General features: G+C 64.8%; 16 protein-coding genes. 6 read left to right on the top strand and 10 right to left on the bottom strand.

The features are described 5' to 3' along the window. Position 1 precedes the first annotated feature (1 nt). Positions 2-1,165 (bottom strand): serine hydrolase, encoded by a 1,164-nt coding sequence (locus tag AC0L20_RS03780; protein WP_473287502.1) that lies wholly within the window; start codon positions 1,163-1,165, stop codon positions 2-4. A 260-nt stretch (positions 1,166-1,425) separates the two neighbouring features. Between AC0L20_RS03780 and AC0L20_RS03775 the strand changes: the two genes are divergently transcribed. Both AC0L20_RS03775 and AC0L20_RS03770 read left to right on the top strand, forming a co-directional pair. Then, positions 1,426-1,830: an ArsR/SmtB family transcription factor gene (locus tag AC0L20_RS03775; RefSeq protein ID WP_473287846.1), complete on the top strand. Its 405-nt coding sequence runs from the start codon at positions 1,426-1,428 to the stop codon at positions 1,828-1,830. A gap of 2 nt (positions 1,831-1,832) precedes the next feature. Next, a complete protein-coding gene (locus tag AC0L20_RS03770; protein ID WP_456769501.1) occupies positions 1,833-2,324 on the top strand; it encodes an SRPBCC family protein in 492 nt (163 codons plus the stop codon). A 122-nt stretch (positions 2,325-2,446) separates the two neighbouring features. Here the strand turns inward: AC0L20_RS03770 and AC0L20_RS03765 are convergent, their stop codons facing one another. From AC0L20_RS03765 to AC0L20_RS03755, 3 genes are read right to left on the bottom strand one after another with little or no spacing between them, the layout of a single operon-like run. Further along, positions 2,447-3,667 carry an ABC transporter substrate-binding protein gene (locus tag AC0L20_RS03765; protein ID WP_473287501.1) on the bottom strand — a complete coding sequence of 407 codons (1,221 nt, stop codon included), beginning with the start codon at positions 3,665-3,667 and terminating at the stop codon, positions 2,447-2,449. Between the two features lie 21 nt (positions 3,668-3,688). Then, positions 3,689-4,663, bottom strand: coding sequence for a Bug family tripartite tricarboxylate transporter substrate binding protein (locus tag AC0L20_RS03760; protein WP_473287500.1), 975 nt, complete (start codon positions 4,661-4,663; stop codon positions 3,689-3,691). A 36-nt stretch (positions 4,664-4,699) separates the two neighbouring features. Further along, on the bottom strand, positions 4,700-5,578 hold the full coding sequence (locus AC0L20_RS03755) for an IclR family transcriptional regulator (protein ID WP_473287499.1): 879 nt from the start codon (positions 5,576-5,578) through the stop codon (positions 4,700-4,702). 211 nt (positions 5,579-5,789) lie between these two features. On the opposite strand from AC0L20_RS03755, the gene AC0L20_RS03750 reads away from it, so the two are divergent. Continuing rightward, positions 5,790-6,632: a hypothetical protein gene (locus AC0L20_RS03750; RefSeq protein WP_456769505.1), complete on the top strand. Its 843-nt coding sequence runs from the start codon at positions 5,790-5,792 to the stop codon at positions 6,630-6,632. Between the two features lie 4 nt (positions 6,633-6,636). Here the strand turns inward: AC0L20_RS03750 and AC0L20_RS03745 are convergent, their stop codons facing one another. After that, positions 6,637-7,299, bottom strand: coding sequence for a response regulator (locus AC0L20_RS03745; RefSeq protein WP_007611428.1), 663 nt, complete (start codon positions 7,297-7,299; stop codon positions 6,637-6,639). Beyond that, the gene (locus AC0L20_RS03740) at positions 7,296-8,681 is read right to left on the bottom strand and encodes a HAMP domain-containing sensor histidine kinase (protein WP_473287498.1); all 1,386 of its coding nucleotides are present in this window, start codon (positions 8,679-8,681) and stop codon (positions 7,296-7,298) included. Before AC0L20_RS03740 ends, AC0L20_RS03745 begins: the two co-directional genes overlap by 4 nt. A 190-nt stretch (positions 8,682-8,871) precedes the next feature. On the opposite strand from AC0L20_RS03740, the gene AC0L20_RS03735 reads away from it, so the two are divergent. Continuing rightward, the gene (locus AC0L20_RS03735; protein WP_473287497.1) at positions 8,872-9,738 is read left to right on the top strand and encodes a DUF3280 domain-containing protein; all 867 of its coding nucleotides are present in this window, start codon (positions 8,872-8,874) and stop codon (positions 9,736-9,738) included. A 12-nt stretch (positions 9,739-9,750) separates the two neighbouring features. On the opposite strand, the gene AC0L20_RS03730 is transcribed toward AC0L20_RS03735, so the two are convergent. The 3 genes from AC0L20_RS03730 to AC0L20_RS03720 are packed head-to-tail and all read right to left on the bottom strand — an operon-like array spanning position 9,751 to position 12,787. Further along, positions 9,751-10,782, bottom strand: coding sequence for an L-idonate 5-dehydrogenase (locus AC0L20_RS03730; protein WP_473287496.1), 1,032 nt, complete (start codon positions 10,780-10,782; stop codon positions 9,751-9,753). Between the two features lie 26 nt (positions 10,783-10,808). After that, positions 10,809-11,576, bottom strand: a complete 768-nt coding sequence (locus AC0L20_RS03725) for an SDR family oxidoreductase (RefSeq protein ID WP_473287495.1) — start codon at positions 11,574-11,576, stop codon at positions 10,809-10,811. Positions 11,577-11,587: 11 nt separating this feature from the next. Then, the gene (locus tag AC0L20_RS03720) at positions 11,588-12,787 is read right to left on the bottom strand and encodes a mandelate racemase/muconate lactonizing enzyme family protein (protein ID WP_473287494.1); all 1,200 of its coding nucleotides are present in this window, start codon (positions 12,785-12,787) and stop codon (positions 11,588-11,590) included. 180 nt (positions 12,788-12,967) lie between these two features. On the opposite strand from AC0L20_RS03720, the gene AC0L20_RS03715 reads away from it, so the two are divergent. Both AC0L20_RS03715 and AC0L20_RS03710 read left to right on the top strand, forming a co-directional pair. After that, a complete protein-coding gene (locus AC0L20_RS03715; RefSeq protein WP_473287492.1) occupies positions 12,968-13,732 on the top strand; it encodes a GntR family transcriptional regulator in 765 nt (254 codons plus the stop codon). A 122-nt stretch (positions 13,733-13,854) separates the two neighbouring features. Then, the gene (locus AC0L20_RS03710; protein ID WP_473287491.1) at positions 13,855-15,219 is read left to right on the top strand and encodes an MFS transporter; all 1,365 of its coding nucleotides are present in this window, start codon (positions 13,855-13,857) and stop codon (positions 15,217-15,219) included. Positions 15,220-15,228: 9 nt separating this feature from the next. Here the strand turns inward: AC0L20_RS03710 and AC0L20_RS03705 are convergent, their stop codons facing one another. Further along, on the bottom strand, positions 15,229-16,479 hold the full coding sequence (locus AC0L20_RS03705) for an arsenic transporter (RefSeq protein ID WP_473287490.1): 1,251 nt from the start codon (positions 16,477-16,479) through the stop codon (positions 15,229-15,231). Between the last annotated feature and the right edge of the window lie 194 nt (positions 16,480-16,673).

The following is a 16,673-nucleotide window of genomic DNA, read 5'->3' as shown; positions in this document are numbered from 1 at the left end:
TTCAGTGCGGGCCCATGAGCTTCGCCAGCGCCGGCAGGATCCTGTAGCGCGCGATCTCGTGGGGATATTCGCCCCGATTGGCGAGCAGGACGATCCCGATCCGCTGCGCCGGCACGAGGCCGATATAACCGGAGGCGTTGTTGAGCCCACCCGGCTTGTCGACGACGGCGACACCTGGAAGATGCACCGTCTCCCAGGCCATTCCTTGTCCGAACTTCTCGTCAACGCGGAAAATCTCGTGCTGCGTCATCCGCAACGCCTCGCGCAAGTGAGGCTCGATCGACCGCCCGTCAACGCACGCAGCAACGAATGCGGCGAGATCCCGCGGCGAGGAAAACATCTGGCCGGTGCCGGGGAAATCAAAATAGCTCTGCTGGTTGCCGATGGGGCCGATCGCCATGCCCTGATCCGAGTAGCCCTGGACCGCGCGCTGCATCCAGGCCTCGTCCATGACGGCACGGCTGTCTTCGCCGCGTTCGGGCACGGAGGTCGCATTCATGCCGATCGGCTTGAAGATGCGTTGTTCGAACAGGGTCGAGATCGGAGCGCCGTAACAGCGCTCGAGCACGAGCTGAAGCAGCACGTAGCCGGCGTGGCTGTAGACGCGCTGCTTGCCGGGCGCTTCGCCGGCTTGCGGTCTCCAGCTGTTGAACATGTCGATGAGCTGCGCGCGGGAAAAAATGTCGCTTGGCCAGGGCGGATGGTCGGTCGGCAGCAGCATGCCTGAGGTGTGCGTGACGAGTTCGCCGACGGTGATGCGGCAGACATAGTCGCCGGTGAGCTCCGGGAGATATTTCGCCAGACGATCGTCGAGCCGTAGCTCGCCGCGGAGGGTGCCGAGCGCGACCAGCGTCGCCTCGAACGGCTTGCGTAGCGAACCGAGGTTGAACAGGGTGTCCGGCGTGACCGGCCTTTGCGTGGCGTCGTCGGCAAAGCCGTAGTTGAAGAACTCGACATGGCTGCCGGCATAAAGCGCGGCGGCGAGACCGCCCGGCTGGTCCGGCGTCGCAGTCGGCGCCAGCTCGGTCGCGACGATGTCGCGCATCTGCGCGATCATGTCGGAATCCGCCGCGGCGCCGCGCGGCCAGGCAAGCGCGAGGGGAACGAGCGCAGCCCGGGCGAGCGCCCGTCGGGTGAGGTATGATGAGGTGACAACAGACGGCACGGCTCTGGCGCAGGATTCGATGCGCCCCCGGTCTCTTGTAGCGGGAAGGGCGGTGCCTCCCTATTCACGATTGCGCGTGGTGGGTTCCGCGCGAATGGTTCGTAGCCTGGATGGAGCGAAGCGCAATCCGGGTTACCGCCTCACGGAGAGATTCCTGGATTACGCTTCGCTCCATCCAGGCGACCCGTCGGCAAAATTTAACTTAGCTAATTGGCTAACAATTATTGACGCCGGATGGCGGCAACCCTATAGTTAGCTCCATGGCTAACCAATTATCCCGACTCGATCAGGTTTTCGCGGCGCTTGCCGATCCCACCCGGCGGGCGATCGTGATGCGGCTCTGCGCCGGCGAGGCGTCGGTCGGCGAGCTTGCCGATCCCTTCGAGATGGCGCTGCCGAGCTTCATGAAACACATCCACGTGCTGGAGACGAGCGGGCTCGTCCTGTCGGAGAAATCGGGGCGCGTGCGCACCTGCCGCCTCAGTCCTGACGCGCTCCTCACTGCGGAGGACTGGTTCCAGCATCAGCGCGCGATCTGGGAGGCGCGGCTTGATCGCTTCGAAGCCTATGTGATGAAGCTGAAGAAAGACAGGGCAGCTGCCAAGCGGCCGTCCAAGACAAGTAACAAGACGACCGGCAAGACAACCAAACGGAAAGGTTCCTGACGATGACGAATTCTGCCAATCCCGCTTTGTCGCAATGGTCGCTCGACCGCGAGATCGTGATGTCGCGCGTGATCGACGCGCCGCGCGATCTGGTGTTCGAAGCGTGGTCCGACCCGAAGCACCTGCCGCAATGGTTCGGGCCGAAGGGTTTCAAGCTCGAGACCTTCGAGATCGACGTGCGGGTCGGCGGCGTCTGGCGCTTCAACATGATCGGCCCGGACGGCACGGTCTACCCGAACCGCATGCGCTTCCGCCGCATCGAGCGACCGTCGCTGATGGAGATGGATCACGGCGACGACCAGGATGAGGATCCCGGAATGTTCCGTTTCACAATCACCTTTGCCGAACAGAGCAACGGCAAGACGGTTCTGATGATGCGGCAGCTGGCCTCGAGCACGGCGCAGCGCGACGGCATGATCAGCTTCGGTGCCGTCGAATACGGCTACCAGACGCTCGACAAGCTCGCGGCCTATGTGGGCGGGATGAAGAGGTAGGGCGGGCAGCTACCTTCCTCCTTCATATCGAGGAGGCCGCGGAGCGGCCGCCTCGATGCACGAGGACCATCGGTGAGGCCTTTATTCTTCAAGGCGCGCGCCCCTCAGGACGAGGGGCGGCTTCATTCCTTCGCCTCGTCCGTGACGATGTCGCCGAGTTTCTGCCAACGCTGGCCGTCGAACTGCACCATCTGGAACTGCTTGTTGACGCGGTAGTCGGTCGGCGTCGTCGTCACCGAGATGCCCGGCAGCGTCAAGTCGAGTGTGATGTTGTTCAGGCTGGCGGCCTGGCGCATCACGTTTTCGCGCGTGAGATCGTCGCCGCATTGTTTCAGCACCTGCACCAGCAGCTGCGCGGTGATATAGCCGTAGACGTTCAGGTTCGAATCCTTGTCGCCCTCCGGATAGTACTTGGCCATGAAGGCGAGATATCGCTTCATGCCGGGATCGTCCTTCCATTCGGGATCGGCTGAATCCTTGACATAGCCGACGCTGACGACGCCCTTGGCGTTGTCGAGTCCGGCGGGTTTCAGCACCGCGCTGACCGAGGAGGCGTTGATGTCGATGATGTGCAGCGGCTTCCAGCCGATCTCCGCGACCTTCTTGATCGCCTGCGCGGCCTGTTTCGGCGTCGTGGCGCTGAACAGCACGTCGGCACCGGCATCCTTCAACCGCAGGATCTGCGAGTCGATGGTCGGCTCGGTGATCTCGTAGGACGTCTCGGCGACGATCATCTTCGCCTTGTCACCGAGGCCTGCCTTGAAGCCGGCGAGATAATCCTTGCCGAGATCGTCGTTCTGATAGAGCACGCCGACCTTGGCGTTCGGATGGTTCTTCAGAAGATATTGCGCGTAGATCCGGCCTTCGACGAGGTAGGACGGGTTGAAGCCCATGGTCCAGGGGAAGTTCTTCGGATCGGTGAAACGCGCCGCGCCCGTTGCCGCGAAGAGCTGCGGGACTTTCTTGGCGTTGAGATATTTTTGCACGGCGACATTGGGTGCCGTGCCGATGATCTGGAAGGTCAGCAGCACCTCGTCGCTTTCGACCAGCTTGCGGGTCTGCTCAACCGTCTTCGGAGGCGAATAGGCATCGTCATACTGGATCAGATTGACCTTGCGGCCGTTGACGCCGCCCTGGTCGTTGATCATCTTCATGTAGGCGGCCTGGGTCTTGCCGATGACGGCATAGGCCGAGGCCGGCCCGCTGAGCGGGACGGTCTGGCCGACCTTGATCTCGGTGTCGGACGCGCCGGGATCGTATTTCTTCTGCGCCTGTGCCGCCGGGATCGACAGCGCGAGAACAATCGCGGCTGCCGCGACACGTCTGAGAAGTATGTTTTTCATTTCCATTCCCTGTTCCGACTGTCACTCGCCCTTGAGGCCGGCCTCGCGGATCAGCCCGGTCCACTTTTTTGTTTCGTTGTCGATGAACTGGCCGAACTCGGCCGCGCTGCCGGCGCGCACTTCGAGGCCCTGGGCAGTCAGCTTGTCCTTGATCGCCGGCTCGGCCAGCGCGCGCAACACTTCGGCCTGCAGCTTGTCGATGATGGCGCGCGGCGTCGTCGAAGGCGCCATGAAGCCGTACCAGCCGGCCGCAGCCACGTTGGGAAAACCCTGCTCGCGCAGGGTCGGCGCCTGCGGATAGAGCGCGCTGCGTTCGGCCGAGGCAACGCCGAGCACAATGAATTTGCCGCTCTGGATGTAAGGCAGTGCGGTCGGCAGCGCCGTCAGCGTGGCATCGACGCGGCCGGCGAGCAGCTCGGTGTAGGACGCCGCATCGCCACGGAAGGGAATGTTGAGCCCCTTGACGCCGGCATCCCTGAACAGGAGTTCGCCGGCGAGATGCGGCTGCGAGCCGGCGCCGGGCGAGGCGAAGGTCAGGCCATCCGGCTTCGATTTGCCGTAGGCGATCAATTCGGGGAGCGTCTTGAACGGCGCGTCCGCGCTGATGATCAGGAACAGCGGCGCGATCACCGCCATCGCGACCGGCTGCAGATCCTTGCGCTCATAGGTCAGTTTGCCGAACAGCGCTTCGGCGGTGGCGTAGGGGGCCGCGACATAGAGGAGGGTGTAGCCATCGCCCGGCGCATGCGCGACCGTGTCGTTGGCGATGCGCGTGCCGGCGCCCGGCTTGTTCTCGACGATGAACTGCTGGTGCAGGCTGCGGCCGAACTCTTCGGCCAGCAGCCGCAGCGAGATGTCGTTGGAGCCGCCGGGCCCGTAAGGCGAGATCAGCCGCACCATACGCGACGGCCAGGCGTCCTCAGCGCGTGCGGAGAATGGAAGTCCAGATAGCGAAAGGGCGAGGGCGCCCAAAAATGTTCGCCGTGCGACGGTCATGGTGGCCTCCCGGTGGCGGAGCGCCGATTGTCTTGTTCATCGCTTGGCGCTCTTCTTGTTTTGCTTTTGTGTTTCGGTGGCCGGCGCCGCCCCAATCATGGTGCGGATGCTGTCGGCAAGAGCGGCAATGCGCGGGCCGATCTCGCCCTCCAGCTGGCCGGGCTGGAGCCGGAATGCGGGAATGCCGCAATTGATCGAAAAGGCCTGCTTCGCCTCACGCGCATGAAACAGCGGCGCCGCGACGGCATGGATCGAGGCGATGTACTCGCCGAAGCAGGTGCAGAAGCCGCGGCTGGCGCATTGTGCGAGGCCGGCGCGGTAGGTCTCGCGGAACGCCGACCACAGCTCGGTATCCTCGCTCGCAATGCGCTCTTCGAGCAGCGCGGCATCGGCCTGGGGCAAGGTCGCCGCCGCGGCACGGCCCATCGCCGTCATCACCACGGAAATGGGCATGCCGATGTCGGGGACGTGCGGGCCGACGTCGCCGGAGCGCGCGGTCTCGACATAGATCATGGAGGTCGCATCGAGCAGGCCGATCGAGACCGTGCCGCGCACGCTTTGTGCCAGCTCCTGCATCATCGGACGCGCGACCTGGCGAAACTGCATGTCGGCGAGCAGCGGATGCGCCATGCGGAGTGCGCGCGCGCCGACGCGATATTTGGCGCGTTCAGCATCGTAGCGGAGGTAGCCGAGCTCGGCGAGCGTATGCGTCAGCCGCGCCACCGTCGGGCGCGGAATCCCGGTCAGCGTCGACAGCTCCATGTTGCCGAGCTGCGTCGCCCCCGCCTTGAATGCTTCGAGCACCACGAGACCTTTTGCCAGGGTCGTCGCGAACGCGGCGTCGTCGATGCTGTCCGCCAGCACGGCGGCAGCGGACGAGGAGGCGCGGATCGGTTTCGAGGCGGTTCTGGCCATGCAGGATTAATGGACCCGGTCCGGCCTGTTGTCCAATAGATTCAATAGATGTACATTTGTGTCCACTATCCGGACGATCCCGCGGTTTCGGCGGCGGGGATAAAATGTGCGCGAAGAGCTCCGCCGCACACAGATTTTCGTCGTGATTCCGTGGCTTGTTGTGACAGGATTATTACGACTGAATGTCATATCGATTACAGCGGAGCGATTCATGTTGCAGTGGCAGGCGCGGACAAATCCCCTCGCGTGGTGGTGGGGGTCCCTGACGCTGGTCAGTGCTGCCAACATTCTCGTCTGGTTCATGCTGTACCGCGAGTTCTACCCGACGCCTTCAGGCAGCATCAGCGGCGGCTCCGACATCGGGCTGATGTTCCTGCTCTGCGCCGGCTATGTCTTCGGCTGCGCCTTCCGCTCGTTCCTGCCGCGCGCCGACGTGCAGCGCATCTGTCTGTTCGACACCTGGCTCTCCAGCGTCTTCGTCGGCCGCACCGTGGCGACCGTGGCCGAACTGTGCTTCGCGGCGCAATGGGCGGTCATCCTGCATCAACTCGGGACCATGACGGGCGCCGAGACGGTCGTGAACATCGCGTGGGTGATCGTGCCCATCATCATCATCGCGGAGTGCTTCTCCTGGTATGCGGTGGTGACGACCAACTTCCTCTTCAACGCGATCGAGAACTCGCTGTGGGCGGTGACATTCTTCCTCGCGGGCATCGCGCTGTGCCGGCTGATGCCGGAATTCCAGGGACCGGTGCGTTGGGCGCTGATTGCCGGCATCGTCGGTATTGCCTGCTTCCTGGCCTTCCTCGTCACCGTCGACGTGCCGATGTATCTCAGCCGCTGGCGGGCAGGGCATGAAGAGGGCAACAGGTTGCTCGGCTTCCTCGAAGGCCTGCATGACGTCTCGACGCGTTGGGTCGTGACCCACGACATCGCGCACTGGAAGGGCGAGCTGACCTGGATGTTCCTGTATTTCACCGCCGCCGTGTGGTCGAGCCTCGCGCTCTGTGCGCTCTACGCGATGGAAGGCTATCTCACGCGCTATCTGGCTTGAGCGATCAGGCCTCGCCGAGATCGACCTCCGTCAAGATGCCCTGACGCAGCGCCAGCCGGACCAGCTCGATGTCGGAGCCGACACCGAGCTTGTCCTTGATCATGGAATGCAGGTTCGCCACTGTCTTGGGGCTGACATGGAGCGTCTCCGCGATCTCCTCTGTCGTGTTCTCGGCGAGCAGCAGCCGCAGCACCTCGAACTCGCGCGGCGTGAGGACGTCGGCGGCAGAGCTTTCGCCAGCGAGCCGGCTCAGCGCGAGCTCATGGTCGATGTCGGGGCTGATCGCGATCTTGCCGGCGAGCACGTCCATCACGGCGCGCACCAGCGTCTCCGGTGGACTGGTCTTGGTGACGTAGCCCCTGGCACCGGCGCGGATCGCCTGCACGGCAAAGCCGGCGTTTTCATGCATGGTGAAGACGAGGATTCTCGCGCCCTTGTCCCACTGCCTGATGCGCCTGACCGCCTCGATGCCGCCGATGCCGGGCATGCTCAGATCCATGATGACGAGGTCGGGCGCCTCCGATTTGTAGAGACGGTAGGCCTCCGCGCCGTCGGCGGCTTCGGCGATGACGCGTAGTCCCGGCTGCTTCTGGAGCACGGAGCGGTAGCCCTCGCGGACGACGGAATGGTCGTCGACCAGCAGAATGGTGGCGTCGGCCGCGCTCATGCGGCGTGCTCCAGCGGCGGCCGACCGGCGGCTGCGAGCGGAATGACCACGCGCAGTGCGGAGCCGCCGTTCGGCGCGGCCTCGAAGCTCAATTGGCCGCGCAAAGCCGCGACGCGCTCGCGCATGCCGAGCAGGCCCATTCCCGATTTCGCGACGGAATCGGTCGCGCGTCCGTCATCGTCGATCGCAAGCGCGATCTCGCTGGCTCTCATCGTCAATTCCAGGCTGACCCGCGTGGCGACGGCATGCTTGGCGGCGTTGGTGAGCGCCTCCTGCACGATCCGGTAGAGGCTGGCGCTGATCGTGGCCGGCAGGGTCTCGAATGCGCCGTCGAACCTGATCGAGAAGCGCGTCTCGCCGCGGCTGCGCCCGTTCCAGCCCGCGACGAGGCCTTCGAGGCTGGCGACGAGCCCGAGCTCCTCGACATCGGGCGGCCGCAGCCGGAATAGCGTGCCGCGCAACGTCTCCATCATGCCGGTTGCGGTCCGTGCGATGCCGTCGCATTCGCCAAGCAGGGAGGGACAGTCCTGCGCGGCGGTCTGGCGGGCAGAGGAGGCGAGCGCGCGGATGGCGGCGAGCGACTGGCCGAACTCGTCGTGCAGCTCGCGCGCGAGATGGCGGCGCTCCTCGTCCTGGAGCGCGATCAGCTTCCGCGTCAGCTCGCTGCGTTCGGCAAGCGCAGTCTCGAGGCTTTCGGCGAGATGGTTGAAGCCGTCGCGGATCGCGGAGAGCTCGGCAAGGTCGAACGGCGGCAGCCGCGTGGTGAGGTCGTTGGCGGCAATCCGCTCGAGGCCGGTGCGGATCATGCGGGTGGGGCGCAGCGCGCGTGCTAGCGCGGCGTAGACCAGCGCGCAGAGCAGCGGCAGCGCGATCGCCAGCGCGAGCATCAGGCGGCCGGCCTCGTGCCAGGCCTCCGCGGTCTGCACGGCCGGTTCGACCGAGACCACGGCGTCGCCGAGCTTCGTCCCGCGCACAATCACAGGGCGCGCCGCTTCGCGGCCGGGGTCGAACAAGCCGCGATAGAAGGCCGTGAACGCTTGCGGCGGCGGGTTCGCCGGAACGGGCGCGCCGCTGCAGAAGCGCTGGAGGACGTCGCCGCTGGTGCCGCGGAACGCCAGGCACAGGCCGGGCGTCATCACATAAGCCGAAACGGGGTCGAGGTTGGGAAAGTCCGAGCGCGGGCTGGCGACCCACTGGATCTTGCCCTGCTGAAGCTCCAGCGTCTTGGCCACAATGGCGGCGATATCGTCGAGGCGCGCATGCGCCGCGCGGTCGGCCGTAATCAGGAAGTAGGCGGAGATAACTGCGAAGCAGGCGGCCGATATCGCGGCCACGCGCAACGTCAGACGGACTTTGAGATCGAACCTCGGGCGGTTCCACATCGGCGGGCACCTGGTGCGAACGGGTTGTCGCGACCGCATTAAACGGCAGAACGCATCCGGCGCAAAGCCGCCATGCGTGAGTGCGGTGCACCGTCGTGAAAATTTCCCGGTCATCGCCGGGACCGGCGCTGCTGCGAGCCCTGATTGCGCCGTCCAGATTGGCGCGCCGCTCCGTCATACGAGGCACATTATGCACCTGCGCCGGTTGATCTTGTCTGCTTGTCTCCTCCTCCTTCTCCCGGCGTCTCACGCGCCGGCCGGCGCCGAGACCGCCATCGGCATCGCCATGGACGATTTCAGTTATACCGATACGTCGGCTGAGCCCGCCAACCAGACCGCCGCCCACGAGCGACGGCTGGCGGCCTTCATGGCCGCGCTCCGGCAAGATATCGGCGGAGATCGGCGCTACCGGCTGGTGCCGTCGGCCCAGGACGGCGCGGCGTTCAAGGTGATCGGCGGCATCCAGAAGACGAGCACGCTGGTGCAATGGGCCAAGATCGCCGTGATCGACGTCGGCGCCAGGAAGGTCGTGATGGACAAGCTCTACACCTTCCGCGGCGACAATGATGAATCATGGGAGCGCGCCGAGATCTTCGTGTCGCGCGAGATTATGGCCGCACTCGCCACGCCTGCGCCGATTGCAATGGCCGTGTTCGATTTCGAGCTGGAGGATACGACCGCCGCTTCGGCTGGCGCGTCGGCCACATCGGATGCGTCATATCTGGCCGAGGTCACCGGCAGCGTGCGCGAGGCGCTGGGTCAATCCGGCCGTTACCGCATCGTCGATGTCGGCGGCGAGGCGCTGAAGGCGCGTGCGTTGCGCGACTGCGACGGCTGCGAGGCGGCGATTGCGCAGAAGCTCGGCGCGGACCAGTCGCTGATCGGCGTGGTGCGGCGGGTCAGCCGCACCGAATACACGCTCGGCTTCCAGGTGCGCGACGCCAGGACCGGCGCGGTGCTGGCACGCGGCGACAGCGGCCTGCGCCTGGGCGCGGACTATTCGTGGAAACGGGGCGCCGTGCGGCTGGTCAGCGACCGGTTGATCGAGAACCAATAGCAGCGGCCTCGCTCAGAACGTCAGCTGCACCTTCATCGACTGCGAGCGGTCGCTGGCGAGCTCGAACGCCGCGACCGCGTTCTCGAACGGCATGGTCGCCGTGATCAGCGGCTTGACGTCAATCAGGCCTTCGCCCATCAGCCGCACCGCCAGCTCGAATTCGGGATCGAAGCGGAAGGTGCCGCGCAGCTGCAATTCCTTGGCGACGATGGCGTTGATCGGCAGCGTCATCTCGCCGCCGAGGCCGAGCTGCACCAGTGTGGCACCGGGCCTGAGCACGTCGAGCGCGGCGCGCAGTGCGGCCTGATTGCCCGAGGCTTCGAACAGCGTGTCGAACACGCCTTTGCCGGTGCGCCAGGGATCGAGCGCCGTGGCGTCGGCCGCGACGTTGATGGCGTGAGTGGCGCCGAGTTGCCTTGCGACAGCAAGCGGTGCCTCCGCGACGTCGGTGACCACGATCTCGGCCGCGCCGCCGAAGCGCGAGACCAGGATCATCAGCGCGCCGATCGGGCCGCAGCCGGTGATCAGCACGCGCTTGCCGAGCAGGGGCCCAGCCTGCTTGCCGGCGTGCAGGCACACCGCGAGCGGCTCGGCGACCGCGGCTTCCGCCAGCGAGAGCTTGTCGGCGATCGGAACGGCCTGCGCCGCATCAACCGTGATGAATTCGCGAAAGCCGCCCTGCACATGGGGAAAGCGCATCGCGCTGCCGAGGAAGCGCATGTCCAGGCACTGGTTGCGCATGCCTTCCTGGCAATGCAGACACTGGCCACACGGCTTGCTCGGATTGACCGCGACGCGGGTGCCCGGCTTCACGTTCGTGACGCTGTCACCGACGGCCGCGACGACGCCGGCGATCTCGTGCCCCAGCGCCATCGGCTGCTGGATGCGCACGACGCCGAAGCCGCCGTGATGATAGTAGTGCAGATCGGACCCGCAGATGCCGCCGTTCGCGATCTTGACGCGGACTTCACCCGGACCGGGCGCTGCATCCGGATAGAGATCGATCCGCAGATCTTTCGGTGCGTGAATGACGACGGCGCGCATGGTTGGCTCCCTCAGCGTTTCGCGGCTTACATGGCAGCGATCATGCCGCCATCGACATAGATGATCTGGCCGTTGACATAGGTCGAGGCATCCGACGCCAGGAAGATCGCAGCGCCCACCAGCTCGTCCGGTCGGCCCCAGCGCTTGGAGGGAACGCGGCCCATCAGCCAGGTGTTGAAGTCGGTGTTGTTGACCAGGGCCTCGTTCATGTCGGTGAGCATATAGCCGGGGCCGATCGCGTTGGCCTGGATGCCGTGCTGGGCCCATTCCACCGCCATCGAGCGGGTCAGGTTCTTGATGCCGCCCTTGGCGGCGGTGTAGGGCGCAATCGTGGGACGCGCGAGCTCGCTGCCGAGCGAGCCGATATTGATGATCTTGCCGTGCTTGCGCGGGATCATGCGCTTGGCCGCCTCGCGGCCGATCACGAAGGCGCTGGTGAGGTTGGTCTCGATCACCTTGCGCCACTCGTCGGTGGTGAACTCCACCAGCGGCTTGCGGTGCTGGATGCCGGCATTGTTGACGAGAATGTCGACCGCGAGTCCCTCGCGGTCGAAACGCTCGAAGGCGGCGACGATCGCGGGCTCGTCGGTGACATTGAACGCGGCGCCTTCCGCCTGATGTCCAGCGGCGTGAAACTCGGCGACGGCCTGCTCGACGCGCTTGGGATCGACGCCGTTGACGATGATCCTGGCGCCGGCCTTGGCCATGCCCTCGGCAATGGCGCGGCCGAGGCCGCGGGAGGAGCCGGTCACGAGCGCGGTGCGGCCGGAAAGGTCGAAGAGGGCGGTGCTCATCTCAAGAATCCTCAGACGTTGGAACGGCGCACGGTCAGATCGGAGCGGTCGAAGACGGCGGGCAGAAGATCGACGCCCAGGCCGGGGCCTTCCATCGGATAGACAAAACCGTCCTTGATCGTGGGCATGGCGGTCACGAGCTCATTGTACCAGCCCTTGTAGAAGGCGCGCACCGATTCCTGGATCAATGTGTTGGGCTGGCTGAACGACATGTGGATGGCGGCGATGAAGCCGATCGGGCCGATGCAGTCGTGGGGCGCGAAGGGCCGGTGATAGGTCTCGGCCATCGCCGCGATCTTGCGACCCTCGGTGAGGCCGCCGGTCCAGCACAGATCCGCCATCACCACGTGCATGGCGTCGCGGTCGAGCATGTCCTTGTACGGGAAGCGCGAGCCGAGCGTCTCGCTGGCGCAGACCCAGACGTCGGTGCAGCGGGCATATTCGGCCAGCGCCTGCGGCGAGTTCATCCGGATCGGGTCTTCGTACCAGGTCGGCTTGTAGGGCTCGAGCGCGCGCGCGATCTGTTTTGCCGTCGGCAGATTCCAGAGCGAATGAAGCTCGACCATGATCTCCATCTTGTCGCCGACCGCTTTTCGGATCTTCTCGAACGGCTCGATCGCCTGCTTCATCTGCGCGGCGGAGATGTAGAGACCCTTGTTCTCTTGCGCCGCCGGGTCGAACGGCCAGATCTTCATGGCGGAGATGCCGCTCTCCAGCAGGTTTTCGGCGAGCGCATCGGCGTTGTTCATGAAGCCGTCGAGGTCTTCGTAGGGCCCCTTGGAGCCACCGAGATTCCAATTCGCGACCGGGCTGATATTGGTCGAGCGGACATATTGCGTGCCGGCGCAGGTGTTGTAGATGCGCTGCTTGTCGCGGCAGAGGCCGCCGAGCATCTGGTGTACCGGCTGATTGCAGACCTTGCCGAACAGGTCCCACAGCGCGATGTCGATTGCGGAAGCCGCGCGATATTCGACGCCGGTGGATGACTGCGCCATCGGCAGGTTCAGCATGTCGCGATGGATCGCTTCGATGTGCAGCGGATTGCGGCCGAGCAGGCGGCCGGCAAAGGTGTCGTGGATCTGCGCCTCGACTGCGCCGGCGCCGTAGAAGGTTTCGCCGAGACCGATGATGCCCGTGTCGGTGTGAACGCGCACCCAGATGACGTTGGAGAATTCTTCGGTGCGCAGCGTCTCGATCGACGTGATCTTCACGGCAATACTCCTCCCATCGCAGGCGCGCGCAGCGCCGTCTTGTTGTCATTCTGCACCGCAGCATGGTGCGGGCACGGGCGGAGTCTTACGCCCGCTTGTAATATATCACAACATGTTTTAGGGATATCACCAACAAGGCGTCGCTCTGCAACGACGGCGCGGGCTGAGGGGAGAGACGACATGGCAACGCGCAAGCGCGCGCTCGAGGTGGTGAGGAACGACGACGCCGAGGGCAAGCCCTCCCGGCGCAACCGTCTCAACTTCTTTGAGCTCGCCTATCAGAGGATCGAAGAGCTGCTCGTCCATTGCGAGCTCAAGCCCGGCCAGTTCATGACGATGCTGGAATTGCAGCACATCACCGGCTTCGGCCGCACGCCGGTTCATCACGCCGTCAATTGTCTCTCCGCCGATACGTTGATCATCATCCGTCCGCGCCACGGCCTGCGCATTGCGCCGATCGATCTGGCACGCGAGCGCATGCTGCTGGCCTTGCGCCGCGACATGGAGCGCTTCGTGATCCGACTTGCGGCCGATCGCGCCAGCCTCTCGCATCGCAATCAGGCGCTGCATATCGAGCGACTCTTGCGCGAGCGCCGCGCCACTCTGACCCTCGATGAGTTCAATCATATCGACCGCCGCATCGACGCGCTGGTACTGGAGGCGGCAGGCGAACCGTTTCTGGTGCACACGCTGCGGCCGTTGCACACGCTGTACCGGCGCATCGGCTACATCCACCACCGGTTCATGCCGGGACAGGCCGAGCTGTCAGGAACAATCGACCATCATCTGGCTATTCTTAATGCGGTTGCCAATCGTCGTGTCGAGGACGCGGTGAAGGCGAGCGATGCACTGATCGACTACATGGGCGAGATGTTCACCGGCATGGAGGTCGGGATCGACCCGCGCCTGCTCGATTGCAGCATCGAGCCGCTGCTTGGCACGTAGAGCATGATCCGGAAAAGTGTGCAGCGGTTTTCCGAAGAGATCATGCTCAAACAATGAAGCCAAAGCGCGATGATGATCCTGATCTCATCGCGCTTTAAAGAGTTTTGAAGAGAGGACCAAAGATGTCGACGATGGCGATGCCACAACCGACCGCGAGCGAAGCCGCGGTCCGCTACCTCATCACGAACTACAGTCCCAAGGGCAACAAGGTCGGCTGGCTGATGATGGCCTCGATCCTGGTCGAAGCCTGGGACCTCTATTCGATCGCCTTCGTGCTGATCTTCATCAAGGAGCAGTTCAATCCCGATCCGCTGATGCTGGGCCTGGCCGCGGCCGGAACGCAAGGGGGCGCCATGATCGGCGCACTGCTCGGCGGCTGGCTCTCCGACAAGATCGGCCGCCGCGTCATGTTCCTGGTGACGATGGTGCTGTTCATCGTGCTGGCGCTGGCGCAGGCCTTCGTGCCCAGCGTCGGCTGGCTTGTCGTGATCCGCTTCCTGCTCGGCATTCCGCTCGGTTCGGACATCTCGACCGGCTACACCTACATCATGGAATCCATGGCCAAGGGTGAGCGCGAAGTCATGGGCAACCGCTGGCAGTTCATGTTCGCGGTCGGCGAGGTCTTGACGATCGGCGTCATCGTGATCTTCCTGCTGCTCGACATTCACCACGAGACGCTGTGGCGGGTGACGCTCGGCCTCGGCGCGCTTCCGGCGCTGATCATCCTGGTGATGCGTCACGACGTGCCTGAGACGGCGGTGTGGCTGGTGCAGAAGGGACGTTACCGCGAGGCCAAGCAGGTCGCGCGCGAGATGTTCAACGACGATCTCGCCATGCTGCCGGACCACGACGTGGAGGTGCCCAAGGTCTCCACCCGTGCGTTCCTGGCCGACCTCAAGAAGGATCCGATCCGTTGGCGCGCCACGATCTACGGCTGGATCGCCTGCTTCGCCCAAGCCAGCGAGTTCTCGACTTTCGCGTTCTACCTGCCGGTGCTCTTTGTCATGGTCGGCGTGTCGAGCGTGCTCGGCATCAATCTGGTGACGATGGCGCTGTTCTCGTTCGCCGCCGTGTCGGGCTGGGTCGGTCCGCTGCTGACGCCGAAGATCGGCCATCGCGGCATCTCGATCGCGGGCTTCTCGATCGTGCTGGTCTCGCTGCTGGTCGCGGCCTTCGCGCTCTACACCGACAACAAGATCCTGCTGCCGTTCGCGGCTGCCGCGATGCTGTGGGGCCATTATTGGGATGCGTCGAACTGCATGACGATCCCGACCATGGTCGCCAAGCCGAAATATCGCGGCACCGCCAGCGGCTTCGCCTACATGTTCGTGAAGCTGCCGTCGTTCCTGGCGATCTTCCTGTTCCCTACGGTGTTCGCTGCGATCGGGCAGGCGAATGCCACGCTGATGGTGGCGATCTTCCCGCTGATCGGATTGTTCGCCGCGATCTTCATCCTGCCGGAAGTCTACGGCTACGAGAACGATTGATCTCGCGAGTTACCTGATCGCGGCAGCCAATGCCGCGATCAGGGCTGGCGGGGTCACCAGCAGTCCGAGCTTGAGGAACGGCCAGGCGCCGACTTCGATCTTCTCCCGCCGCAGCGCCACCAGCCACAGGATGGTGGCGAGCGAACCGGTCACCGACAGATTGGGCCCGAGATCGACGCCGATCAGGATGGCGCTCACGACAGATGCAGGCAAATGATCGCTGGCGGCGACCGAGCCTGCGACGAGGCCGACGGGTAAATTGTTGGCGATATTGTCGGCGATCGCGGTGGCGATGCCGACGCTCCAGGCCGCCTTCGTCACGGATTGCCCGACAGCTTCATGCAGCAGCGCGCTGAGCTGCCCGATCACACCGGTCTTGATCAGCGCTTCCACCATCACGAACAGCCCGCCGACCAGCGGTAGCACGCTCCAGGAGACGCCGCGCAGCACGGGTAGCGGCGATTGCCGGCTGAGCAGCAGCACGATGGCGGCCGTCGCCACGCCGCAGACGAAGGTCGGCAGGCCCAATTGCTTGTCCAGCGCGGAGGCCGTGACCAGCACGACGCCGATCGCCACGATGCCGATGGCCGTCAGCTTGCCGCCGCGGCCGAGCTTTGGATGCGGTACGCTGCGCGCGATGGTCTCTTCCTTGAGAGCGCGGTGCTGGGTGAGCCGCAGCACGACATAGGTCAGCAGGATCGAGGCCGCCGAGGGCAGGGCGAACAGGCGCAGCCATGCGGTGAGCTCGGGCATATGTGCCCCGAACACGACGAGATTGGCCGGGTTGGAGATCGGCAGCACGAAGCTCGCGGCGTTGGCGATGAAGGCGCAGACGAAGAGATAAGGCAGCGGCTTGGCGTCGGCGGCGCGCGTCGCGGCATAGACGGCGGGCGTCAGCACGATCGCGGTGGCGTCGTTCGAGAGCAGGACGGTGACGAGCGTGCCGACGATATAGATCAGCAGGAACAGCCGCTGCGGCGAACTGCCGGCATATTCCACAGCGAGCGCCGCGAGATAGTCGAACAGGCCTTCGAGCCGCGCCAGCTCGGCGATCAGCATCATGCCGATCAGGAAGAGATAGACATCGACGCCTTTCTCGATGCCCGTGAGCGCATCCCGCCACGGCAGCAAGCCGAGCAGCACCAGTACGCTGGCGCCGATGACAGCCCAGATCGCCTCCGGCAGGCGAAAGGGCCGGATGATGACACCTGCTGTCGCGGCGACGATGATGCTCCAGGCCCAGATGGCGTCAGACGGCACGTTCGATCCCTAGGATGTGTCGGTTCATTCGGCAGCGATAGCGGAAGCCGTTGCCGATGTCTTCCCCTGCGGGCGCGGACCGCCATCTGTGATTTGCCGCGTCTCGGGCCCGAGCTTCAGTCCACAATTTGTTCAAAAGCCTGTTGGGCTGGAGGGGGCGCGAGCGCCGTCATTGCGAGGAGCGCAGCGATGAT

The organism is Bradyrhizobium sp. Kon58 (assembly GCF_055807455.1).
The sequence above is the reverse complement of the archived record's forward strand: the minus strand, read 5'-3'. Positions and strand labels throughout refer to the sequence as shown.